This window comes from Massilia sp. FBCC-B171 (assembly GCF_059134155.1).
The window spans coordinates 3,260,251-3,283,653 of the sequence record NZ_CP101443.1 but is presented as its reverse complement, the minus strand read 5'-3'; the positions used below and the strand labels follow the sequence as shown (position 1 = coordinate 3,283,653).

Below are 23,403 nucleotides of genomic sequence, written 5' to 3'. Positions count from 1 at the left end.
TTACTTCGGCGCCGTCATGGCTTGCTTGATGTTCACGCAGCGCTGGTCTTCCTGCTGGGCGTCGAGCAAGGCGCGGCGGGTGCCGGCCGAGAGGTCCTTCATGCTTGCCGCGGCCTGGGTCAGGCGCTTGACGCTGGCCGGGGTGCAGCTTGCAGGAATGAGCGAACCGGCATAGCTGCGCATGTAGACCGGGCCGGCGGCCTTGTCCATTGCCGGCAGTTTCGCCAGGCGGGCGGCTGCCGTCTGTTCGGCCAGCGCGTTCTGCTCGACCGGATACAGGCTGCCCATCGCCGTGCGGATCTTCGAGAACGGCAGTGTGGTCTTCAGGTCCTCCACGGTACCCAGCCATTCGGCCTTTACCTTCGGATCCGGGCGCACCACGGTGGCGGCGAGCGCCGCGGCCTGGCCGCTGTCGGAATTGTCGCGCTTGCTTTCCTGCTCGACCAGGGCGGCGGCGCCGGCGTGGTTGTAGCGGTTCAGGCGGCGGATAATGGACCAGCGCAGGTCCTGGTTCACTTCCAGGCCGTCGACCATGACCGTGCCTGCCAGGATTCCCGCCAGGCGATCGAGCGCGGCCGGGGTGCTGGCCGCGCTGACGTAGGTGTTGAACCAGCGGCGCTGGAAGTTGTCGTTGCCCTTGTTGGCGAGCACGCCATTCCAGGCCATCTCTTCCAGCTGGGCGCGCGTCTGCTGCGCCCAGGCGCTTTGCAGGCCCATCGCATCAAGATAGAATTTCGCGGCACCGATCTTGCCGATCACGTCGCCGAGCAGGGTGTAGTCCTTTTCCAGCGGGGCATTGACGAGCGCGGTCTTGATGAATTCGTTCAGCGGCAGCTTGCCGTCGCGCACGCCATCCCACAGGCTCTGCCAGAGCATCGTGCGCAGCAGCGGATCCTCGACATTGGCCAGGCTGGCGCGCGCGGTGTCGAACGAACGCTTGTCGAGCTGCACCTTCACGAAGCCCCAGTCCTGGTAGTTCGGATAGACCATGTCCGGGCAGGCAGTGCCGACCAGGGACGGTACTTTCGTCAGCGCGCCTTTGTACGTCACCGGCACGGTTTTCAGCGAGGTGAACTTGCCGCCGTCGACCTTGAAGGTGGCCACCTGCACGCGTTGCTCGCGCAGCGTCGGCAATGCCTTGCTCGGCGCGCTCTGCTGCAGCGTAAACGATTTGATCTTGCCGTTGGCGCAGCTGTAGTTGGCCGCGATCGTGTTCACGCCAGCCTCGTACAGCCACTCCTTGGTCCAGCCCGACAAGTCGCGCCCGGCCGCTTCGCCCAGGCTGCCGATGAAGTCGTCGAGCTTGGCGTTCTGGTAGGCATACTTGGTCAGATAGTTGTGCACGCCCTTGCGGAACACTTCCGCGCCCAGCAGGTGGCGCAGCTGCATCAGGGTCGAGGCGCCCTTCGAATAGGTGATCGCATCGATGTTGTCGAAGGCGTTCGCGGTCGAGGGCACCGGCACCTCGATCGCGTGGGTGTTCGATTTCTGGTCCTGGGTGTAGGCCGCCTGCTTGCCGCTAGAGTAGAAGTCCTGCCAGGCATCCTTGAATTCGGTCGCCTCGGCCGTGGCCAGCGTGCCCATGAAGGACGCGAAGCTTTCGTTCAGCCACAGGCCGTTCCACCACTTCATGGTGACCAGGTCGCCGAACCACTGGTGCGCCATCTCGTGCATGATGGTCGATGCCAGGCCCTGGCGCTCGGCATCGGTCATCTTCGCCTTGTGCAGGAAACCACGCTCGGCGAAGGTGACGGCGCCGGCGTTTTCCATCGCGCCGTACAGGAAATCGGGCACCAGCAGCTGGTCGTATTTTTCGAACTGGTAAGGGAGGCCGAAGTAATTGTCGAAGAAGACCAGGCCGTCCTTCGTGTAGCGGAACCAGTCTTCCGGCGTCACCTGGGCGGCGACCGACTGGCGCGCAAACAGGCGCATCGGGTACTTGCCGCTCTTGTCTTCCCAGACTTTATACGGGCCTGCGTGCAGCGAGAAATTGTAGGGGCTGAGTTTTTTGGATGTCGGGAAGATCCAGCGCTTGGCTTGACCCGCGTCCTCGATGCGCGTTTCGCGCGTGGTCGACACCACCTGCCAATCGGCCGGCGCCGTGGCCGTGACCTGGTAGGTGGCCTTCAGGTCGGGCTGGTCGAAGACGGCGAACATCTGGTGCGCGGCGGCCGGCTCGAAATGCGAATAGGTATAGACGCGGCCATCGACCGGGTCGACCATGCGGTGCAGGCCTTCGCCGTTGGTGCTGTGCAAACGCTCGTAGGCGATGACGACGGTGTTGCGGCCCTTGACCAGGTCGGCGGCGGCAAGCGTCACGAACCAGTTATTGTATTTCGCCTCGACCTGTTTGCCGTTGACGCTCACCGATTTGACGGTCGCCTTGTCGAGGTCGATCGTCAGGGGCTGCGCATTGTCGGCCAGGTCGAAGCTCGCGGTGGTAACGCCGCTGAAGCTTTCCTTGCCGGTCAGCGTGAACGCGAGCGCATACTCGACATTCGACACGCGCGCCGAACGGGCGGCGGCATCGGCTTGCGAGAGGAAGGCATTCTCGGCACGCGGGGCTGAAGTTGCTGGTGCGGCGTGGGCAGCGGTGAAGGCAAGTGCGGAGGCGATGGCGAGCGCCATGACGCGGGGAGCGAAGATCTTCAAGACGGATTCCTTGTGAGCAGGCGCCGGCCACCGGCGCACCATGCGAATCGCGCAAGAATATCATGCGCGCATGAGCAATCACAGGGAAAACCGGGCGCTATTTTCATCCATGTACGGGGCATGCATACCCCGTACATATATGTAAATACTGGCCCGGTTCCAGATGCAAGACTTACGAAGCCTGCTGCAGGGGCGCGTAGTCCGTATAGCCTTCGGCGCCGCTGCCGTAGATCACGTCGGCGCGCAAGTCGTTCAGCGGTGCACCGCTTTGCAGGCGCTCTGGCAGGTCCGGATTGGCGATGAACCAGAGGCCGAAGGCGATGGCGTCCGCATTGCCCGCGGTGAGCAGGCGCTCGGCCGCCTCGACCGTCATCTTTTCGTTGGCGATGAAGACGCCGCCGAATTCTTTCTTCAGCAGCGGGCCCAGGCTGTCTGCGCCGACCGCTTCGCGCGCGAAGATGAAGGCGATCTTGCGCTTGCCCAGTTCGCGCGCCACATAGCCGAAGGTCGCGACCGGGTCCGAGTCGCCCATGTCGTGCGCATCGCGGCGCGGCGCCAGGTGCATGCCGACGCGGTCGGCGCCCCAGACGGCGATGCAGGCGTCCGTCACTTCCAGCATCAGGCGCGCGCGCTTTTCGATTGTGCCGCCGTATTCGTCGGTGCGCAGGTTGGTGCTGTCTTGCAGGAACTGGTCGAGCAGGTAACCGTTGGCGCCGTGGATCTCGACGCCGTCGAAGCCGGCCAGCTTGGCGTTCTCGGCACCCTTGCGGTAGGCGGCGACGATACCGGCGATCTCATCCGTCTCGAGCGCGCGCGGGGTGGCATAGTCGCGCTTCGGACGCACCAGGCTCACCGTGCCGGCCGGCTTGACGGCGCTCGGGGCGACGGGTGCGGCGCCATCGAGGAAAACCGGATCCGAAATGCGGCCCACGTGCCACAGCTGCATGACGATGCGTCCGCCCGCGGCATGCACGGCCTCGGTGATCTGCTTCCAGCCTGCCACCTGGGCCTCGGACCAGATGCCGGGCGTATCGGCATAGCCCACGCCCATCGGCGTGACCGAAGTCGCTTCCGACAGGATCAGGCCGGCGCTGGCGCGCTGGACATAGTACTCGCGCATCAGCGCGTTCGGCACGCGGTCCGGGCCGATGGCGCGGGCGCGGGTCAGCGGCGCCATGATGATGCGGTTCGGCAGCTGCAGCGCGCCGATGGTGATCGGGTCAAATAAAGTGGTCATGCTCGTCCCTCGAAGTTAAGTCGGGGCATCTTACGGGACCCGGCGGATTCCTGCCGGGGACGCCTCATTTTTGTCCGTGTACCTGGCATGGCCCAGGCCGGTGCTATACTTGCGCCCGGTTTTTACGGACGGGCAGGCCCCGCGAAAGGTTGAACATGAGCTGGATTTACCTGGTGGTGGCGGGCCTGCTGGAAGTGGCATGGGCTGCCGGACTGAAGTACACGGAAGGCTTCACGCGGCCGATTCCCACGGCCTTTACGCTGCTGGCGATGCTGCTCAGCGTCGGCATGCTGGGCCTGGCGCTGCGCCACCTGCCGCTGGGCACGGCGTACGCCGTCTGGACCGGCATCGGCACCATCGGCACGGCTGTGTTCGGCATGATGATGCTGGGCGAACCGGCCGGCGCGCTGCGCATCGGCTCGATCGGCCTGATCGCACTCGGGATCGCGGGCCTGAAGCTGCTCACGCCCGCCTGAGAAGGCAGGACGGTACGGACGTAAAAAAAGCAGGCCGCGCCTGCTTTTTTTTTCATTCCTGCCTGATGGCTTGCATCAGAAGCGGTAGCTGACGCCCACGCGAATCACTGGATACACGTCGAAATCCTTCACTTCTTCCTTGAAGCTGGCGTTTTCCGCCGCCACGTCGCTGGCGATCTGGGTGCACACTGCAGCCGGTGCGTTGCAGCCGCGGTTGCTGAGGCTGGTTTCCGGCGCGCCCTGGAAGGTCACGCCCAGGTCCATGCCGAAGTTCCAGCCAGCCGCCTTGACGGCATTGCCGAAGCCGATGCCGAGATAAGGCGCGGTCTTGCGGAATTCCATTTTGCCGCTCAGGTCGCCCACGGCGGTAGCCGGGTAGATGCGGCCGTTGAGTTCGTAGGTGCCATTGCCGTTCGGCTTGGCGATTGCTTCGCTGTTGTTGCCGTTGTAGACCAGGCCGCCGCTGATGCGGAAAGCGCCGTCGAACGGGTGGTAGTCGAGCAGCGCGTCGACGGTGGCCAGCTTGAGCTTGAAATCGTACTGGACGTCGTCGGTGTTGCCATCGTACGTGAAGCGGCCGTAGTTGACGCCGACACGGGCGTTGAGCTTGGCGGCGAGCGGGGTGGTCAGGTGCAGGCCGAAACCGGTGGTGCCGAGGCTGGCGGTCGTTGCGATCTCGGCGGCCTGGGCGGTGCTTGCCGCTGCCAGCGCGACCAGCAGGACGGAAACAATCTTCGTAATTTTCATCTGGATTCCAATAACTCAGCCTCGGCTGATTCAGTCAGTGAATTGCCACTCGGCAATTCAAGACGTGATGATATTGGCCGGCGTTCGTGCAGGCAAGTATTTTTACTGCAGTGCAATATTTGATGTTGTCGCGGGGCGACAGGGCGCAGGCGGCGCAATGCCTGGGCCGCCGGGCGGTGCAGAGGAATGGTGGAAGAAACCGGCGGCCCTGGATCGGCCCGCCGGCGGGTCGATCAGCGGTAGAAGGCCTCGACCTTGCCCTTCAGTTTGATCAGCATCGATTTGCCCTTGCGGTCGAGCGTCTTGCCGGCGGCGACCTTGATCCAGCCTTCGCTCAGGCAATACTCTTCGACGTCGAAACGGTCCTTGTCGTTGAAGCGAATGCCGACGTCATGCTGGAATACGTCGCGGTTGTGGAAAGGGCTGCTCGGATCGATCGAGAGCCGGTCTGGGAGAGGGGGGAGGGTTGCGGTATCGGTCATGGTGCGAATTATCCACTAGATCGCGAGCCGGGACAACGCCGTACGCGCACGCACGCAGGCGACGTCCCGGCGCGCAGGGTTTAGCCGCGCCCGAACTCCGGATTGGCCCGCGTCAGGTAATACCACTCCGAATTCGCCCCTGCCTTCGCATCCGGGAACAGGATGCGGCCCGAAAATTCGGCCAACACCGGCGTGCCGTCGGCGCGTGTGCCGATCTGCTCGCCTTCAGCAACCGGGTCGAAACTGGCCCAGCTGCGCGAGAAACTGTCGGCCGCGTCCAGCTTGTCGTAGACGGCGACCATGTGCAGCGCTTCCATGTCCTCGAAGGGCACCGGCTCCGGTTCCGGCGCCTCGATCAGCTTCAGGTGCGCCAGCGTGTTGATGATCGCGCGGTAAGCCGTTTCCGGCGCCTGCGGGTCGACGTGCTGGCCGCATTCGAGCGTCAGGGCGTATCCGCCCGTGCTGCGCATGTATTCGGTGGTGCCCACGCCGTAGCGCAGCACGGTTTCCAGTTCGGCTGCATTGCCGCGCGAGCGGCGCTGCACGCCGCCGCCATAGGCCGCCATCCAGCCGGTGACGAAGCGGCGCACGCCCAGCCGGCGCGCCAGGGCGCGTTCCTTGTCGGCATGCGCGAAAGGTTCGAGCGGGCCGGCATTGTTGACCGGGCCGACCATCACGAAAGGCTCGCCATGGGCCGCGTTGAACGAGTGCAGGTCGAGCAGCACATCGTGTTGTGCAAGCAATGGACACAGCCAGTTGGCGATGCGGTCTTCGAAGTCCTGCGGATCTTCTTTCGGGAACAGGTTGCGGTTCAGGTTGCGGTCGCCGTTGCGCTCGTTTTTAAAATAGGCAAGCGGATTTACGATCGGCACGAAGGTGACGCTGCCGGCGGCGATCTTGCGTTCGCCGCTGTCGAGCTCGGCCATGACGCGGCGGATCGCCTCGGTGCCGCAAATTTCGTTGCCATGGGTGGCGCCCATGATGATCACGCTCGGGCCCTCTTCGAGACCGGTATAGTTGACAAACTTGAACTGCAGATTCGGTGCGGAAGCCATGCGTGATGATCCAAAGAAATATCGGTGTCGTCATTTTATCGGGAAACCCTGGCAGGTGCGAAAACGGCATGGCATGATCCGCTACCGCGTTTTTCACACGAACCCATGATGCACACCCGCAGCCTGCGCCTGCATGGCCTCGATACCCTGCGCGCACTCGCCGTCACGCTGGTGGTCCTGCACCACTACACCCTGTTCGTCTCGAACGACGACCATACCTTCGGCTGGATCGGGCGCATCGGCTGGGCCGGGGTCGACCTGTTCTTCGCACTCTCGGGCTACCTGATCGGCAACCAGATCTTTGCCGCGCAGAAGAGCGAGGCCGGCCTGTCCCTGAGCGCCTTCTACGCGCGCCGCCTGCTGCGCACGCTGCCGAATTACCTCGTGATCCTGGCGATGTATGTCATGTGGCCGGCCTGGGGCGAAAACGCGCCGCACGCGCCCCTCTGGCGCTACCTGAGCTTTACCCAGAACCTGGGCCTGGCGCCGGGTACCGCGTTTTCGCACAGCTGGTCGCTCGCCATCGAAGAACAGTTCTACCTGCTGCTGCCGGCCCTGGCCCTGCTCGGGGCCGCGCTGCGCCTGCGCATCGCCGCGGCCTGGGTCTTCATCGCATGCGTGATAGTCGCAGGCATGCTGCTGCGCGCCCGGCTATGGATCGACCACGTCGATGCGCACACCTATGGGATTTACTTCTATTACAAGCTCATTTATTACGCGAGCTTATGCAGGCTCGACGAACTGGTGGCGGGCGTGGCGCTGGCGCTGGTGAAGAACCGCCATCCGGATCTGTGGACGCGCATCACCAGCCACGGCAACCGCGTGCTCGCGGCCGGCCTGCTGGTGACCGGCGCGACCTTCTGGCTGTTCCTGAATGACCATTACGGCTTTGCCGCCACCGTGTTCGGCTACCCGCTGCTGGCGCTCGGCTTTGGCCTCATGATCCTGGCCGCGCTGTCGCAGCATTCGCTGCTGGGCGCGCTGCGCATTCCCGGCGCCGGGCAGCTGGCCGTCTGGTCGTACGCGATCTACCTGACCCACCGCGGCGCCAGCGCGGTTGCCGCCGGCCCCTTGCAGGCGCTGGGCTACGGGCCGCAGACCAAGGTGGCGATCGTGCTGCTGCTGGCGCTGTCGGTACTCTCGGGCTGGCTGCTGTACCGGCTGGTGGAGACGCCCTTCATGGCGCTGCGCGCGCGCTACGTGCCGAGCAACCTGGCGCGGCCGATGTTCAGTTCTTGATCGCGATGACGTCGATGACGTCGAAGGCCGCCGGCATCGCGCCCAGGAAGGCCAGTACCGCGTGCACGCGCTCGCGCGGCTCCTGGCCGTCGGTGGCCTGGATCGCCGCGCGCAGGCCGGGGCGCGCTTCGAGCGTGTAGGGGCTGCGGTAGGCGTCGATCAGCAGCATGACCAGGTCCGAGGGCGCGCCGCACGAGCGGCGCAGGCGCGTGTCGATCACACCCAGCAGGGTGCGCTGCATGGCCGGCGTCGGGTTGGCGATGTGGGAGAAGACGGCCGGCGTGTTGTCGATCGAGGCGCACAGCGCGCGCTCGATGGCCTCGGGCTTGAGGTCGGAGGCGATGTCGAAATAGCGCCGGTCCCAGTGCGTGCGCGCATAGGCGTGGCCTGCGGGGAAGCGGTCGACCGTCTCGAAGCCGAGCGCATGGCTGGCGCGCGAGAGCAGGTCCATCAGGACGGGCATCAATGGCATGGGAAAAGGAGGATGAGGCGCATGCCGGCAGTGTAACGCAAGCGCGCCGGGCGATCCAATGACCGCCCAGGCGCGCGTAAAACGGAGCTGCTTAGTTCGTGAAGCGGCCGGCGCGGAAGTCCTCGACGGCTTTCTGCAGTTCGGCCTGGGTATTCATCACGAAGGGGCCATGCTGTGCGATCGGCTCGTTCAGCGGCCGCCCCGCGATCAGCAGCAGGCGCGTCGCGCTGGCAGCCTTGATGACGACGCCGTCGCTTCCTTCGGCATTGTCGAAGATCGCCATGCGCGCGGCCGGCACGCCTTTGCCCGCCACCACGGCTTCACCACGAAACACGTAGATGAAGGCATTGTGCCCGCTTGGGAGCGCCTGCTCGAAGCTGGCGCCCGCCGGGATCTCGATGTCGAGATAGACCGGCTCGGTGCCTTCGCGCTGCACCGCGCCTTCGACGCCGTGCGCGCTGCCTGCGATCACCTGCACCGTCACGCCCGATTCCAGCGTCAGGCGCGGCAGCTCGGCGTTCGGGATGTCGCGGTACCAGGGCTCGCGCATCTTGTCCCTGGCCGGCAGGTTGAGCCACAACTGGAAGCCTTCCATCAGACCTTCGTTCTGCTCCGGCATCTCGGAGTGGATCACGCCGCGTCCCGCCGTCATCCACTGCACGCCGCCGTTCGTGATCAGGCCTTCGTTGCCGGCGCTGTCGCGGTGGCGCATGCGCCCATTGAGCATGTAGGTGATGGTCTCGAAGCCGCGGTGCGGGTGCTCCGGGAAGCCGGCGATGTAGTCGCCCGCCTTCTCGCTGCCGAACGCATCGAGCATCAGGAAGGGGTCGAGGCGGCGCTGCAAGGTTTGCGTGAGGACGCGGTTGATCTTGACGCCGGCGCCGTCCATCACGAACTGGCCCTGCACAACACGTTCCACACCGCGTGGCCGCGCCACGCGCTCATTGATCACTGCATTCATCATCTTCTCCTTGAAAACGCCCCTCGATTAAATTACGCCAGTGCGGCTTCGACCGTTGCGTCAGCTTCGGCGCGGCCCTTGGCCGATGCCTCCGGACCCATCGCCTGGGCTGGCGAGTGCACGAAGGTGTGATCGGTCATGCCCAGGAAGTTCAGCAGCATGCGCACGAACGGCACTTGCGGGTCGGCCTCGGCCGGATAGATGCCGCCGCGTGCGGTCGCCACATACACTTTCTTCCCCTTCAGCAGGCCTTCCGGACCGGTCTCGGTATAGCGGAAGGTCACGCCGGCGCGGGCAATCGCGTCGAACCAGCTTTTCAGCTGCACCGGGATGCCGAAGTTGTACATCGGCGCGCCGATCACGACCACGTCGGCAGCCTGCACCTGGGCGATCAGGGCGTCGTCCAGGGCCACGCGGGCAGCCTGTTCGGCGCTGCGCGATTCGACCGGGGTGAACAGGGCGCCGAGCGCCGCTTCGTCCAGCTGCGGGTGCGGTGCGCGGGCCAGGTCGCGGGTGACGACGGTGGCGTTCGGGTTGGCGGCGACCAGTTTGGCGACGATGCTGTTGGTGACGCGGCTGGATTCGGATTCGGCGCCACGCAGGCTGGAGGTGATCTGGAGGATGTTCATGTGATGTCCCTTGTATGAGTTGGTTGCTGCAATGAAGCCACTTTAGCAGTTCCAAAATCAATCCAGAAGACGCTAGAATGGATAACATTATCCAGTCAGTGGAACAATGTCATGGAAATCGAACCGAACGACCTGCTGCTCTTTGCGCGCATCGTGGAAGCGGGTAGCTTCTCTGCCGCAGCGGCCCGGGTCAATCTGCCGAAATCGACCGTCTCGCGCCGCATCTCGCTGCTGGAAGGGCGCCTCGGCGAACGCCTGCTGCAGCGTACGACCCGCAAACTCATGGTGACCGAGTTCGGCGAGAGCCTGCTCGAGCACGCGCGCAAGGTGATGGAAGAGTCGGAAGCGGCCGGCGCGCTGGCGCAGCACCGCCAGGCCGCACCCAGCGGTCGCCTGCGCATCTCGCTGCCGGCGGATTTCGCGAATCTCGGCATGAGCGCGATGATCGGGCACTTCCTGGAACGCTATCCGGCCGTGAGTGTCGAACTCGACCTGTCGCCGCGCCGGGTCGACCTGGTGGCCGAGAATTTCGACATCGCGATCCGCATGGGCGACCTGCCGGACGACGCGACCCTGGCCGCGCGCCGTGTCACCCTGCAGCGCTTCGGCCTGTATGCCTCGCCCTGCTACACGGCCGTGCGCGGCCTGCCCGAGCATCCGGACGACCTGCTCGGCCACGATTTGTTGTGCCTGCTGAGCCGGGGCGGGGGACCGGTGTCCTGGGCGCTTTCGCGCGGCAAGACACGCTGGCAGCGCGAACTGCCGGCACGCCTGACGGCGAATTCGCCCGACCTGCTGGCGCGCATCGCCTGCAGCGGCGCCGGCATCGCGGCCAGCTCCGAACTGTTTGCCGAGGCGTTTGTGCGCAAAGGGGAGCTGGTGCGGGTGCTGCCGGAATGGGATTTGCCGGCCGCGACAGGCTGGGCCGTGTTCCCGGGACGGCGCCTGATGCCGGCCAAGACGCGGGCTTTTCTGGACATGATGGATGAGATGTTCTGCAGCGAGGCGGGGAAGGGCTGAACGACATTAATGCGCAGGCCGGGGCAGCTCAGCCAGGCGAGCCAAACATCACGCCATCGAAGTGAAGACCTGGAGTAGTTGAAGAAGCTTTTTATCACTCAATGTGGATCACTTCGCCGATCCAGAATGGTGAAAGCAACGTCGCTCATGCATATTCGCTCGTCAGGTCGGTTTCGGTGTCGTTTCGTGGCCAGTTGAGGTTAAGGAGCGTCGGCTTTCGACTGTGGATTCAACCGGTCGATACAACACACTCATGAAACGCGGCGGCGGCAAAATCAATGCGCGTTCCTGACTTTCGCGTTGAAAGGCGAAATCAGCAAGCGATCTGCCGCTAGGTCGAACAGCACTTTATTGCTTTGAAAGAAGGGCGCGCCAAGAATGCCGTCAAAGGGTGCTCCATTCAAGTCAATTCGCTCAGCTCTCAACTTCCCCAGAGACTGGCCACTGCTGTCCTGGACTGCTCCTAGTTCTCGGGGATCACAGTGATTAGCCCCCTTGGGTGCAGGCTGACACAAAGATTCCGCAGCGACAGGCACAAGACTTTTGCTGTTGACCAGATTCACCTGCGCTCCAGTGTCTAGAACGAACTTAAGAGGTTTGCCGTTCACGATGAGAGTAACGTTAGGGCCTATTTTTCCAGACTCTAGACGCAAAGCTTGCCAACCTTGCTGACCTGCTTGCGGGCGTTCTCCCGGCTCGTAAACCGAAAGCGTGGCGAGTTGGTAGTCGAACATTACTGGCCGTTTTCCGAATGCCGCAAGGCCTATTGCTCCGGCCTGCCGTGCTTTGGTCAGCTCTGCTTCTGGCCCCTCTGGCGCTCCGCCCCACTGAACATGGACTTGGCCGTTAATCGGACCAAGTTTAGTGGCCCCGAGCGTGACCTGGTCTGCGACGAATTTCTGAACCTCATACACTTGGCCCTTCAGGTCCCTAAACTTTGTTTTTTGCTCAAGTAGCCTAATTGCGCCAGACTCCTCGATTGTTTTTTCCGGAATCGAGATGCCGAGTGAACCACCTGAGTCAATCATTAGTCGTGAAGCAACTGCTCCGATCTTGACCGTCGCAAAAGGTAGCCCATTGACAAAGGTTAGCGGAACGACGTCAGCGGCCGAGACGGTGAGATGCAGAATGGCTCCACCAAGGAGAACGGCTGTGCGGCTGCAAGCAAGGAGGTTCATAGGCATTCGGACATTGAAGAATTTGCATTCTAGCAGGCGCGGTATCTTGGAAATACGTGAATCACCACAATGCCGAACTTCCGCTTTCGGGCCCCGAAACGGCCGGCGCCGAGATCTGCAAATCGCCGACCCCAGCCGCTTTACAGCGCCTGACAAAACCATCATGGCAGCGTTGCAACGCCTCGCCGTACCTGCGTACTGTCTTCGGCGCTGCGCCTTGCCCTGACGGTTTTGTTAGGCGCTCTTAGGAATGCTCACGCATGTAACTATTGACTTCTTTGCCGTTCAGCTCGGTTTTCATTTCGAACTGCATGCCCAAGCGCTCGGCAACACGAAGCGATGATTCATTGCCAGGCGCGATCAGTGCCCGAACCTTCGGCTCGCGCCGCACTTCGAACGCATAACTCAAGACTGCCGCCGCCGCTTCGTTCGCAATTCCTTTTCCCCAGAATGCGCGATAGGTATTCCATCCCATTTCCATCACAGTGGATTCGTAGCGGTAGAAAGCTCCCACGCTGCCCACCAGCTCCCCTGTCTGCCTATCCTCGATTGACCACCAACCAGCCCGATGCAGGAGCCACAATCCAGCATGTGAGTTGAAGATGCGCCAGGCGGTCTGACGGTCTGCCGAGCCTAAATGCGCTGAGCTTTCAGCATTGGACAAATGATCCGCAAATAATTCGAAGTCTTCCACACGATATTCCCGAAGCGTAAACCGATCTGTGTGAAGGCGAGGCACGGAAATCGTCAGCGTGTCTTTCATGGGAAGTGCATCCTTCAATGTTTGATTGGTGTTCACCGTTTGCCTGGGCCGCTTGCAAACGCCCATCATGCGGGGCCGATCGCGCCAAGTCGATTCGCGCCAAAAAGTCTTTCGGCGCCTATTCGGCAGGCTCTTTATACAGGTCCGTCATTGCAGCACCATTTGCCTCGGTCGCCTGCCTTAGAGCAAAACCCTGGAGTCGCATGCGCTTCTTCATATCTCGTATTTTGGCGACCAATTCCCGGCTTGCGCAACCCGCCTTCCTGAAATGGCTCACCCTTGCTTCTATTTTATCGACGCTTTGTTTCGAGCGTTGTTCTTCGTCGAAAAGCTGCTGATCGTGCTGGCTCAACACCGTGCCGGACGAGAGCTTCCATAGCGCATTCCAGTAATTCTGCTCGGCCACCGTGAAAAACTTGCATCGTTTGCCGGCGAATATGACCGAGTCGTATTCCAGTCCTTGCTCGACCAGGGTCGGAAGGGCGACCCTGGTCTGCGTGAACATTTCTGCGGGAGTAGGGGCAGTCGGCTGAGCGGATGCGGACGTCGCAGCGCTGAATGCGAGAGATGCCAGGATGGGTAGTGTAGTAGTCAAAATTGCGCGCATATCTCAACACCCTCGCTCAAGACCAGTTCTTGTCCGGCTGAATATCCAGCCTGTGCGCCGCATCGATCACATCCTGCAATTCAACCGGGTCGCTGTACGGGTCTTCGTCAAGCCGGGTGACGCGGTTGAGCTCCTTTTGCCAGCGGCGCAGTTCCTCGACATAGGCCTGGTTCGGTATTCGCCGCAGGTTGCCGCTTTCCGCGACCAGGTCGCAGATCCCGTTGTGCACCCATTCGCCGGTATGCCAGTCCGGCATGTCCACGGCGGGGAACAGGCAGATGCCCTGCAGGTCGATTCCGCGCCGCACGGCGGCCAGCGATTCGCCCATTACGTCCCTGAGCCAGTCGGCGCGCCCGTGGCCGAGGCCGCTGGTTTCGCCGATGATCATCGGCCGCCCGTAGCGTTTCCATACGGTTTCGAGCAGGTCGCACAGCGGCACGATGCGGTCATCGTCGGGCGGCAGCGCCGCGTGGGGCCCGCTTTCGCGATATTCCATCTGCCCGAAGGAATAATTGTTGGCGCCGACGATATCGAGGATCTCGGGCGAGCCGCCGAATTCGCGATGCTCGCGTCCGCTGATGATGTCCCAGGCGAGGAAGGTGTCGACCTCGGTTTCAATGCGCGCCGCTTCGATCTGGTCCGGACGGTCGCGCGGCGCCACCACTTGCACCAGGGGATCGATGTGCACCATGCGCGCCTGCGGGTCGACTTCCCGGATCGCCTTGGCGCCTGCGATGGCGGCCTTGGCGAGCGCCAGCAGCAGGCGCATCCGGTCTTCGCGGGTGCAGTGATAGGGTGCGGCCCATCCCCATTCGCCGGCGCAGTAGGAGAAGAAGGTGATCTCGTTGATGGGCGTGAAGAAATGCGGGCCGCGGACCCGGGTCCTCACATAATCGGCCGCCGCCCGGCAGTATTGCGCAAAGCGGGCGGTGAATTCGTCGGAGAACGGGTCGAGGTCATCCGGGTAGCCGTAGTGGCAGAGGTCCCAGATCGGGGTGATTTTCGACGAGTTGATGGCGGCGATGAAGCGGTCGATGCAGGAGAAGTCATATTCCCCGCCCTTGTCCACGGTGGGCCAGGGGATGCCTTCGCGCGCCACCGCAATGCCCAGGGTGCTCAAGATCTCGTAATCCTCGTTGGCGTGCACGTCATGCCCGGTTTCCGCTACCAGGTCGCGCCGCACGCGCTCGTTCCACAGGAAGCTCGAGCATTCGAAGCCGGACAGGAAGAATGTGGGAAAAATCCCGGGGCGCCTTGCCATGCAGCTCTCCTTTCGTTTGGATCAGCTTGTGCCCGTAGAATGCCATGAGTGCGCTACCGGTGCGCCGCTGTCGCGTGCGCGGGCCGATGGCTTTAATCAGGGGAAACCATGAACGACATCGCAGACGCCTATAACAAGATCGCCGGCTGGTTCGACGACAATCGGACGCGCACGCTCATCGAACGGCCCTGGCTGGACGCCTTGATGCGCCATGTGCCGCCCGGTGCGGCGATGCTCGACCTGGGCTGCGGCACGGGCGAGCCGATCCTGCGCTACCTGGTCGAACGCGGCTGCGTGGTGACCGGCGTGGACGCCAGCGCCGCGATGCTCGCGATCGCCCGCAGGCGCTTCCCGGAGACGCGCTTCGTGCTTGCCGACATGCGCGGCCTGGCACTGGGCGCGCGCTTCGACGCCATCAATGCCTGGCACAGCCTGTTTCATCTGGCGCCGGATGAGCAGCGCGCGATGTTCGGCACCTTTGCGCGCCACCTGCGTCCCGGCGGCCTGCTGATGTTCACCTCCGGTACCGAACACGGGGAGACCTGGAGCGAGAACGGCGGCCAAGCCTTGTACCACGCCTCGCTCGACCGGGCCGAATACCGCAGCCTGCTGGAAGCGCAGGGCTTTCAGGTCATGCGCTATGTCGAAAACGATGAGGACTGCGGCGGCGCGACCGTCTGGATTGCCGGACTGGCTGCTTGAAGCCGCGCCGGTGGATAAGATTTTTCGTGACCGCGTTCACGGCATGACTGGGGCGGGGCGCCGGCGCTGGGCAAACCAGAGGGCCATTCCGAACCCGGCCTCGATGGCGGCGCCGCTGAAGGCGCCCAGCGCAGGCGAGGCCTTGGCCGACACCAGCGCCCAGGCCGCCAGCGCCAGCGCGGCGCCGAAGGGCCAGTAGAGGCGCATGCCGTACACGGTCGCAAAATTCAGGTAGCGCCCGCCGATCACGAGCAGCATGGCCGGGAAAAACCAGCCGGCGTTCACGGTCGAGGCGACCCAGGCCAGGGGCAGCGACATGATCATCCACAGGGTGCTGCTCAATGCCAGCGGCCCGAGGGGATTGTTCGGCGCGTGCCTGCCGGGGCGCTTGAGAAGCTTGAGCAGCGCAACCGACAATGGATGGATCAGGGCGCCGCCGATGAACAGCGCCCACACCGCCTGCTGGGGCGAGCCCCACAGGCAGACCAGGCCGGCGATGCACCAGGCCGTGGCCGAGACCAGTACGCCGGGCGCGCCGCCCAGGTAGGCGTCGCGCATCTCGCGCTGGGCGCTGGCGATCGTGACAGGGGATGCGTCTGGCATAAGGCGAAATCCGCAGGAGAATGGTCGAGCCATCCTCCCACGAATTCCTTGCCAGGACAATATCAGGCTGGGCGATTGCCCATCATTTCGCCCAGGCGCACCTTGCGTTCCGGCGCCCAGTCCGGATTGAAGGCGATCGTGTTTTGCTTGAACAGCATGACGACGGTCGAGCCGAGCAGGAAGCGGCCCATCTCTTCGCCCTTTTTCAGGACAACCGGCTCCGATTCATAGGTCCATTCCGAGATGCGCCCGGTGCGCTGCGGATTGACGACGCCATGCCAGGGCGTGGCCATGCTGCCGACGATGGTCGCGCCGACCAGCACCATGACGAAGGTGCCGAATTCTTCGGACTCGAACACGCAGGTGACGCGCTCGTTGCGCGCGAACAGGCCCGGCACGCCGCGCGCGGTAGTCGGGTTCACCGAGAACAGGGCGCCCGGCACGTAAATCATGCGCGTCAGGCGGCCGTCGCAGGGCATGTGCAGGCGGTGGTAATCCTTTGGGCTCAGATACAGGTTGGCAAACGAGCCGTGCTGGAACAATGAACCGAGCTGCGCGTCGCCGCCAACCAACTGGGTGGTCGTGAACTTGTGGCCCTTGGCCTGCAGGATGTGGTGGTCGTCGATCGCGCCGAACTGGCTGATCGCGCCGTCGACCGGGCAGACGAAATCGGCGTCGGCCAGCGGACGCACGCCATCCTTCAGCGGACGCGTGAAGAACTCGTTGAAGCTCGGGTAGCTGGCGATGTCGGAGTTGGCCGCTTCATCCATGTTGACGCCGTACTTGCCGACGAACCAGCGGATCAGGCGGGTCGTCACCTTGCCTCCGCGGTGGCCGGCGACGCGCCCGGCGAACGTGGTCAGCGCCTGCTTCGGCATGACGTATTGCGGCAGTACTTTGAAACGGTCGGACACGATGGCAGCCCTTTATTACTTGTGATGATGGCGAATTATAAATAAGGGGCGTCCAGCTGCATATCTTTGTTTTCGGCGTGCATGCCCCAGGGCAGTGTAGCGCATCGCTCCCGGCAGGCGCGCGAGCGCGGCCTTCGTGGTTTTCCGGGTCATGCATATCGAAAATATATTCTCCATAGCATCTATCTGTGGGCCAAGTAGAGGACAATACATTCTCATAAACTTGGCTTTCTGATATGTATATGCTCTCACCGATCCGCCTGACCCTGCTCGCCGCCGCGCTCGCAGCCGCCTTCCCCGCATTGGCCCAGCAAGGCACTGCGCAAACGCAGTCCACCGCAGCCCCGAAAGCCGATCCCGCCGCCCCGGCCGCAGCAGAGCAGAAAATGCAGAAAGTCGAAGTGCGCGGCAGCGCCGACAGCTACGACCCGCGCCGCGACGATACCGCCACCAAGATCGTGGTCGGCCAGGAAGAGATTGCCCGCTATGGCGATACCAACGTCGCAGACGTGCTCAAGCGCGTGCCCGGCATTACGGTGAACAGCCCGAACGGGCGCAATGCGGAAATCCGCATGCGCGGCCTGGGCGCCGGCTATACGCAAATCCTGATCAACGGCGAACGCGCGCCGAACGGCTTCACGCTCGACTCGCTCTCGCCCGACGTGATCGAGCGCATCGAAGTGCTGCGCGCCGCCAGCGCCGAGTTCTCGACCCAGTCGGTCGCGGGCACCGTCAACATCGTGCTCAAGAAAACGGTGCGCAGCGGCCAGCGCGAATTCAAGCTCGGCGCACGCACCGGCAGCGGCTTCAGCGGCCCGACGGCCAACCTGCAGCTCTCGGACAAGCTGGGCAAGATGTCGTATTCGATCGCGGCCAGTGCCATGTTCGAACAATACGCGCGCAGCCAGGCCAGCATCGAACAGGGCTACGACCTGGCGGGCACGCCCACGCTGGTGCGCCTCGGCGACGGCCAGGAGCACGGCCGCTTCAACCATTTCAGCTTTGCCCCGCGCCTGAACTGGGCGCTGGAGAACGGCGACACCTTGACCTCGCAAAGTTTCGTGAACTCGGTGCGCTTTCGCAACCAGGGCCATGAGCTGACCACGACCACCCTCGGCGCGCCGGCCGCCTATCCGGAGATCGATTCCTTCGTCAGGTCCGACAACGATGTCGTGCGCACTGAACTGAATTGGGTCCACAAAATGGCCGAGGGCGCCAAGCTCGACGTCAAGGCCAGCCTGATCGGCGGCCAGAACACCACCGACACCGGCCGCATCACGCCGCCGGGGGCCGTGCGCCCGGTCGACAACCGGGTCCACCTCGAAGCCGAGGAACTGGGCGCGACCACGGTCGGCAAGTTCAGCAAGACCATCGGTTCCGGCCACGCGCTGGGCATGGGCTGGGACGCGGGTCACTCGGTGCGCAAGGACAGCCGCGAGGAGACCGAAGCGGGGCGCCTCGTGTTCCCGCTGCTGCCCAATGGCGAAGAGTCCGAATCGGAGGTCTCGCGCCTGGCGGTCTACGCGCAGGACGAGTGGAGCCTGACGCCGCGCTGGTCGGTGTACCTGGGCGCACGCTGGGAAGGCATCCGCACGACCACGTCCGGCAATACCTTCACTACCGGCCGCTCGAGCTCGAACGTCTGGAGCCCGGTCATGCAGACCCTGTTCAAGATCCCGGATACCAAGGGCGACCAGATCCGCTTCGCCGTCACGCGCACCTACAAGGCGCCGAGCTTCCAGCAATTGATCCCGCGCCGCCAGACCTCGATCGACAACCGCTCGACCGATCCCGACTACGCCGGCAACCCGGACCTCAAGCCTGAACTGGCGCTCGGCTTCGACGCCTCGTACGAGCATTACTGGGCCGAGGGTGCGATGTTCTCGATCAGCGCCTCGATGCGCCGCATCGACGGCTACACGCGCCACCTGGTCAGCTTCGACGGCGCGCGCTGGGTGGCGATGCCGATGAACGCCGGCCAGGCCCTCACGCGCGGGCTGGAACTGGAAACCAAGTTCCCCCTGAAAGCCCTGATGAAGGACGCGCCGGCAATCGACCTGCGCGCCAGCGTTTCCGCGAACTGGTCGCGCGTGGATGGCGTGCCGGGACCGGACAACCGCCTCGACGGCCAGACGCCGCTGTCCGCCAACCTCGGCTTCGACTACAAGCGGGCCGACCTGACCACGGGCGCCAGCTTCGCCTGGAAGCAGGGCGGTACGGTGCGCCTGTCGGAGCGCCAGACCTCGTTCCTCGTGGCGCGGCGCGACCTGGAAGCCTACGCGCTGTATAAATTCACGCCGAAGCAGCAAGTGCGCGTGGCGCTGTCGAACCTGCTCGGCCAGGATTTCATCAACCGCAGCAGTTTCGTGGAAGAAGGACGCGGCCCGGTGCTGCGTGAAGCGCGCTTCGAGGCCGGGCCAAGCGTGCGTGCAACGCTCGAGCTGAAGTTCTAAGCCAGGTTCAAGTCAAGCGCATGGCGGCGGCGCCAAGCGCAATCAGTCCGGCGCCCAGCAGGCGCGCCGGGCCGACCCGTTCGCGCAGCACCAGCACTGCGATCGCGGTAGCGAACAGGATCGAGGTCTCGCGCAGGGCGGCCACCACCGCCACCGGCGCCTGGGTCATCGCCCACAGCGCCATCCCGTAGGAACCCACCGTCATCAAGCCGCCGCCCAGCAGCACGCCCGGATGGCGCCGCGCGAACGGCAGCAGCGCCTCGCCCTGGGTGCGCCAGGCCAGTGCCAGCACGCCGGCGGCGCTCAGCACGAAAATCCACATCGTATAGCCGGCGGCCGAGCCCGCGCGGCGCACGCCTGCGCCGTCGATCAGCGTATAGAGCGCGATGACGCAGGCCGTGGCCAGCGCCAGCAGCGTCGTGCGCCCGCCGGCGCGCCTGCCGCCGGACCCGCCCAACATCGACAGCACACCGCCGCAGATCAGGCCCACCGCGAGCCACTGGCCAGCGCCCAGGCGTTCGCCGGGGAGGGGCGCGAGCAGGGCCACGATGAGCGGCGCGCAGCCGCGCATGAGCGGATAGGCGTGACTCAGTTCGCCGCTGCGGTAGGTCTCGATCAGCAGCGCGTAGTAGAGCAGGTGGACGAGCGTGGAAGCGCCGATGAAGGGCCAGCTCGCGGGGTGTGGCGCGGCCGCGAAGGGCAGGGCGAGCGCGCACAGCACGCCCCCGCCGGCTGCCACGAGAATGGTGGGAACGGCGCCGCCATGCGCCTTGACGAGCGTGTTCCAGCCCGCATGCAGGAAGGCCGCGGCGAGGACGGCGAGGATCACTGAAGTGGACATGGGTGAAGGTGTAAACGAACAAAGCCTGGCAAGCCAGGCTTTGTTCTTGCTCTCGCGAGCGGTGAAGAATTACTTCACGCGGCGGCGCAGGGCGCCGATGCCGAACAGGGCGATGCCGAACAAAGCAACCGACGCTGGCTCAGGCACGTCGTTGAACTTGAGCTGGCCGTTGTTGCTGACGAAGAAGTACTGGCCTGGAGCGTTGGCGTAGGTGCCTGGGTTGGTGACGGGGCCGCAGCCAGGGCCGGTGAAGCCGGCGTATTGGCAGGCGACTTCGCTAACCAGGCGGCCGGTTGGGGAGCCGACCGTATTCGCATTGGTGAAGGCAAACGCGGTGTTCATGACGGTCGACATGTCGATGCCGTTATCGGCGAAGAAGTAATTTGGCGCCAGGTCAGCCACGTTGGCCTGGGCGCGGATGCTGACCTGGCCATTTTTGACCGGGCTGCCCGACGCATCGACCGTGCCGCCGCCGCCGGCGAGGACGGCGAACTCGGCGATCAGGTTGCCCAGGTTGGCGCCGTACACGCCTGCTGCGCTACCGTATTGGCCGTTGGCCGGATTCTGGTACATGCGAATGGTGCCGCCGGCGAAGGTGAAGGCGCCGCTGAAGTTACCGGTACCGTAGGCTTCGAAGGTGGCGGTGATGTTGCCGCCTGGGTAGGTCACCGGGAACAGCTGACCGTTGCTGTCAGCCTGGACGATGTTGAACACTGCGTGTTCGGCGAACGAGAAGCTGGTGCCGCCGGTCGCGGTAATCTGGATGAAGGCATTGCCGTTCACGTCCAGGTACTCATTGATCGGCTGAGCGGTGGCCTTGCCGGTACCGATCGGGTTGAAGAACCAGTCGTTCATGATCTCTGCTTGCGCGGTGCCGGCGGCGAGTGCGATTGCTGCTGCGCAGCCGATTTTCTTCAGGAAGTTCATATTGTTCTCTTTCAGTAGTGGGTTTGACTCTGCCTACTGTTTAGCAACAACCGTGCCAGCGGGAAAGATTTGTTATAAATCAATTAGTTGCGTAAAGGAAGTTGTAATTCCGAAAAGCTACTGTAAAGATTTCCGACAGTAAATTAATGTTTTACAGGGCAATGTTTGCCCTGCGGCGGAAATAGCGTACCGCCGCCAGCACTGCCAGCCCCTGCATCGCAGCCGACAGGTAAAAGCTGCTGCCGACGCGCCAGTCGCCCGGCGCCAGGTGGCTCACTTCGCCCAGCACCGCCGCGCCCAGCAGCGGCATCAGGACCACCGCGAGGCTGTTGATCGAGTGCAGCGAACCCATCAGCTCGCCCTGTTCGCCGGCGTCGGTCGCGCGTGAAAGGATGGCCTGCAAGGCCGGTCCCGCGGCAAACGCGAGCAGGTTGCTGAAGATGAGCACGTACATCATCCAGCCCTGGGTGGCCAGGCCATACAGCAGGAAGGTCAGCGCCCCCGAGGCCAGTCCCAGCACGGACAGGCGCGCCTCGCCGAAGCGCCGGATCAGCTTCGACAGCAGCCAGGCCTGGACGACGACGGTCGCAATGCCCACGCAGCACAGGGCGATGCCGTTGTCGCGCGGGCTCCAGCCGAAACGGAAGGTGGTGTACAGCACCCAGGTGCCGTGGGTCATCATCTGGGCGAAGGTGGTCAGCACGAAGACCAGCACCAAGCCGCGGATGTCGCGCCGCCCCAGCAGTTTACGCAGCGCACGGAAGGGGTTGAGGCGGCGCCGGTCGAAGGGACCGCGCTCGCCGGGCGGGAGCGACTCGGGCAGGTACAGCCAGCCGTAGACAAAATTGGTCGCCGCCAACGCAGCGGCGACCCAGAAGGGCAGGGCCAGCGAGATCTCGCCCAGCAGGCCGCCCAGCACCGGTCCGCAAATGAAGCCGATGCCGAAAGCGGCCCCGATCTTGCCGAAACTCCTGGCGCGGTTCTCCGGTGTCGAGACGTCCGAGGCATAGGCCGAGGCGACCGACATGCTTGCCGCCGACACGCCGCCGATGGCGCGCCCGACGAAGAGCCAGGCCAGGCTCGGGGCCCAGGCCGTGACCAGGAAACTGGCGCACATGCCCAGCATCGAATACAGCAGCACCGGGCGGCGTCCGATGCGGTCGCTGACCGCGCCCAGCATCGGCATGAAGAAAAACTGCAGCAGGCCGAACACCGCCGCCAGGATGCCGTACCAGAGCGCCTGCTGGTCTCGCCCGTCGACAAACGCGCCTACCAGCACCGGCATCACGGGAATGATCAGGCCAATGCCGAGCACGTCGATGAAGACGCTGACCAGCACGAAATTGAGCTTGCCCGTGCCTGGGACGGCCTGGGTGTCGGGAGACGCGAGCGGCGCTTTCATGCCGGGCTCCGTAGCGCAGCAGCGGAGCCGCGCCGGCGGCCGGGTTCAGGAAACGGCATCGGACTCTGCAGTGTGCATAAGGCTGGCGCGCTGCGAGAGCGCATCGGCCTCCAGATTCTTGTGGCGCGGCACCCAACGCAGCCTGGCGCCGGGCAATCCGGCCAGCAGCGCGTGCACGCGCGCACGGTAGCCGCGCAGGGCGGCGGCGCTGTGGGTAGCGGGCGCGCCGACGTCGTCGATCACGACCCTGCTGTCTCCGTAAATGGTGAGCTCAGCCGCGCCCAGTGTGCTGGCCGCTTCCAGCACCGCGATCAGCGCCAGGTATTCGGCTTCGCTGCTGTTGCCGTAGCCGGCAGGTTCGGATAGCTCCACGATTTGGCCAGCGGGGCCGAGCAGGCGCGCGCCGATGCCGCAGCGCCCCGGATTGGGCCGGGCCGAGCCGTCGAACCAGGCGCGCCAGGGGGTCAAGGCGCCGTCGTGGCGGGCGCGCCGCAGGGCGGCAGCGGCTTCGCGCGCCGCGCGCCGGTCCAGCGCGCGTGCTTCTTCCGCTGCGCGCAGGGCGGTACGGGCCTCGAGCAGCGCGGCCAGGCCTGCTTCGCCGGCGCTGGCGCCGAGCGTGGCGCGCAGCGCATCCTCATACGGCAGGCCGGTACGCTGGGCCAGCTTGCGGGTGGCGGCCAGTTCGCTGCGGTTGGCGGCGCCTTCCAGGAGGTCGAGTTCGGTCATGAAGGGAGCATAACCGTTTTCGGCACTCCCGCACATGGACGAAAAAAAGCGCCCGA

At 64.3% G+C, this 23,403-nt stretch carries 23 protein-coding genes; 5 read left to right on the top strand and 18 right to left on the bottom strand.

Features of this window, described 5'->3' with window-relative positions; translation table 11 throughout:
* Complete coding sequence (pepN, locus tag NMB41_RS14850) at positions 1-2,652, bottom strand: aminopeptidase N (RefSeq protein ID WP_494378587.1); 2,652 nt, start codon at positions 2,650-2,652, stop codon at positions 1-3.
* 172 nt (positions 2,653-2,824) lie between these two features.
* Positions 2,825-3,889 carry an alkene reductase gene (locus tag NMB41_RS14845; RefSeq protein ID WP_494378586.1) on the bottom strand — a complete coding sequence of 355 codons (1,065 nt, stop codon included), beginning with the start codon at positions 3,887-3,889 and terminating at the stop codon, positions 2,825-2,827.
* A gap of 155 nt (positions 3,890-4,044) precedes the next feature.
* On the opposite strand from NMB41_RS14845, the gene sugE reads away from it, so the two are divergent.
* The gene (gene sugE / locus NMB41_RS14840; protein ID WP_494378585.1) at positions 4,045-4,365 is read left to right on the top strand and encodes a quaternary ammonium compound efflux SMR transporter SugE; all 321 of its coding nucleotides are present in this window, start codon (positions 4,045-4,047) and stop codon (positions 4,363-4,365) included.
* Between the two features lie 75 nt (positions 4,366-4,440).
* Here sugE and NMB41_RS14835 read toward each other — a convergent pair whose 3' ends face one another.
* The 3 genes from NMB41_RS14835 to NMB41_RS14825 all read right to left on the bottom strand — a co-directional run bounded on the left by NMB41_RS14835 (position 4,441) and on the right by NMB41_RS14825 (position 6,649).
* Complete coding sequence (locus tag NMB41_RS14835; protein WP_494378584.1) at positions 4,441-5,112, bottom strand: hypothetical protein; 672 nt, start codon at positions 5,110-5,112, stop codon at positions 4,441-4,443.
* A 233-nt stretch (positions 5,113-5,345) separates the two neighbouring features.
* Complete coding sequence (locus tag NMB41_RS14830; RefSeq protein ID WP_494378583.1) at positions 5,346-5,594, bottom strand: DUF3297 family protein; 249 nt, start codon at positions 5,592-5,594, stop codon at positions 5,346-5,348.
* Positions 5,595-5,674: 80 nt separating this feature from the next.
* Entirely contained in the window at positions 5,675-6,649 is a 975-nt protein-coding gene (locus tag NMB41_RS14825) for a succinylglutamate desuccinylase/aspartoacylase family protein (RefSeq protein WP_494378582.1), read from the bottom strand.
* A gap of 105 nt (positions 6,650-6,754) precedes the next feature.
* Here NMB41_RS14825 and NMB41_RS14820 point away from each other — a divergent pair, with 105 nt between their 5' ends.
* Positions 6,755-7,888, top strand: a complete 1,134-nt coding sequence (locus NMB41_RS14820; protein ID WP_494378581.1) for an acyltransferase family protein — start codon at positions 6,755-6,757, stop codon at positions 7,886-7,888.
* Here the strand turns inward: NMB41_RS14820 and NMB41_RS14815 are convergent.
* The 3 genes from NMB41_RS14815 to NMB41_RS14805 form a co-directional block, all read right to left on the bottom strand.
* Complete coding sequence (locus tag NMB41_RS14815) at positions 7,878-8,360, bottom strand: hypothetical protein (RefSeq protein ID WP_494378580.1); 483 nt, start codon at positions 8,358-8,360, stop codon at positions 7,878-7,880. The two genes, NMB41_RS14820 and NMB41_RS14815, sit on opposite strands and share 11 nt — an antisense overlap.
* A 91-nt stretch (positions 8,361-8,451) precedes the next feature.
* A complete protein-coding gene (locus NMB41_RS14810; RefSeq protein ID WP_494378579.1) occupies positions 8,452-9,321 on the bottom strand; it encodes a pirin family protein in 870 nt (289 codons plus the stop codon).
* Positions 9,322-9,353: 32 nt separating this feature from the next.
* Positions 9,354-9,950: an FMN-dependent NADH-azoreductase gene (locus tag NMB41_RS14805; RefSeq protein ID WP_494378578.1), complete on the bottom strand. Its 597-nt coding sequence runs from the start codon at positions 9,948-9,950 to the stop codon at positions 9,354-9,356.
* 111 nt (positions 9,951-10,061) lie between these two features.
* Between NMB41_RS14805 and NMB41_RS14800 the strand changes: the two genes are divergently transcribed.
* Positions 10,062-10,970 (top strand): LysR family transcriptional regulator, encoded by a 909-nt coding sequence (locus NMB41_RS14800; RefSeq protein ID WP_494378577.1) that lies wholly within the window; start codon positions 10,062-10,064, stop codon positions 10,968-10,970.
* 275 nt (positions 10,971-11,245) lie between these two features.
* Here the strand turns inward: NMB41_RS14800 and NMB41_RS14795 are convergent, their stop codons facing one another.
* The 4 genes from NMB41_RS14795 to NMB41_RS14780 form a co-directional block, all read right to left on the bottom strand.
* Complete coding sequence (locus NMB41_RS14795) at positions 11,246-12,148, bottom strand: retropepsin-like aspartic protease (RefSeq protein WP_494378576.1); 903 nt, start codon at positions 12,146-12,148, stop codon at positions 11,246-11,248.
* Between the two features lie 244 nt (positions 12,149-12,392).
* Positions 12,393-12,911: a GNAT family N-acetyltransferase gene (locus tag NMB41_RS14790; protein WP_494378575.1), complete on the bottom strand. Its 519-nt coding sequence runs from the start codon at positions 12,909-12,911 to the stop codon at positions 12,393-12,395.
* A gap of 118 nt (positions 12,912-13,029) precedes the next feature.
* Positions 13,030-13,416 carry a hypothetical protein gene (locus NMB41_RS14785; RefSeq protein WP_494378574.1) on the bottom strand — a complete coding sequence of 129 codons (387 nt, stop codon included), beginning with the start codon at positions 13,414-13,416 and terminating at the stop codon, positions 13,030-13,032.
* Between the two features lie 118 nt (positions 13,417-13,534).
* Entirely contained in the window at positions 13,535-14,779 is a 1,245-nt protein-coding gene (locus NMB41_RS14780) for a glycoside hydrolase family protein (RefSeq protein WP_494378573.1), read from the bottom strand.
* A gap of 108 nt (positions 14,780-14,887) precedes the next feature.
* Here NMB41_RS14780 and NMB41_RS14775 point away from each other — a divergent pair, with 108 nt between their 5' ends.
* Complete coding sequence (locus NMB41_RS14775; RefSeq protein WP_494378572.1) at positions 14,888-15,481, top strand: class I SAM-dependent DNA methyltransferase; 594 nt, start codon at positions 14,888-14,890, stop codon at positions 15,479-15,481.
* 36 nt (positions 15,482-15,517) lie between these two features.
* On the opposite strand, the gene NMB41_RS14770 is transcribed toward NMB41_RS14775, so the two are convergent.
* Positions 15,518-16,084, bottom strand: a complete 567-nt coding sequence (locus NMB41_RS14770) for a DUF7010 family protein (protein ID WP_494378571.1) — start codon at positions 16,082-16,084, stop codon at positions 15,518-15,520.
* Positions 16,085-16,146: 62 nt separating this feature from the next.
* The gene (asd, locus tag NMB41_RS14765; RefSeq protein WP_494378570.1) at positions 16,147-16,998 is read right to left on the bottom strand and encodes an archaetidylserine decarboxylase; all 852 of its coding nucleotides are present in this window, start codon (positions 16,996-16,998) and stop codon (positions 16,147-16,149) included.
* A 242-nt stretch (positions 16,999-17,240) separates the two neighbouring features.
* On the opposite strand from asd, the gene NMB41_RS14760 reads away from it, so the two are divergent.
* Positions 17,241-19,451, top strand: coding sequence for a TonB-dependent receptor plug domain-containing protein (locus tag NMB41_RS14760; protein ID WP_494378569.1), 2,211 nt, complete (start codon positions 17,241-17,243; stop codon positions 19,449-19,451).
* Between the two features lie 7 nt (positions 19,452-19,458).
* Here the strand turns inward: NMB41_RS14760 and NMB41_RS14755 are convergent, their stop codons facing one another.
* The 4 genes from NMB41_RS14755 to NMB41_RS14740 form a co-directional block, all read right to left on the bottom strand.
* Positions 19,459-20,292 carry an EamA family transporter gene (locus NMB41_RS14755; protein ID WP_494378568.1) on the bottom strand — a complete coding sequence of 278 codons (834 nt, stop codon included), beginning with the start codon at positions 20,290-20,292 and terminating at the stop codon, positions 19,459-19,461.
* Between the two features lie 69 nt (positions 20,293-20,361).
* Positions 20,362-21,219 carry a flocculation-associated PEP-CTERM protein PepA gene (gene pepA / locus NMB41_RS14750; protein ID WP_494378567.1) on the bottom strand — a complete coding sequence of 286 codons (858 nt, stop codon included), beginning with the start codon at positions 21,217-21,219 and terminating at the stop codon, positions 20,362-20,364.
* A gap of 151 nt (positions 21,220-21,370) precedes the next feature.
* Complete coding sequence (locus NMB41_RS14745) at positions 21,371-22,621, bottom strand: TCR/Tet family MFS transporter (RefSeq protein WP_494378566.1); 1,251 nt, start codon at positions 22,619-22,621, stop codon at positions 21,371-21,373.
* A gap of 45 nt (positions 22,622-22,666) precedes the next feature.
* Positions 22,667-23,347 carry a ribonuclease HI family protein gene (locus NMB41_RS14740; protein WP_494378565.1) on the bottom strand — a complete coding sequence of 227 codons (681 nt, stop codon included), beginning with the start codon at positions 23,345-23,347 and terminating at the stop codon, positions 22,667-22,669.
* Between the last annotated feature and the right edge of the window lie 56 nt (positions 23,348-23,403).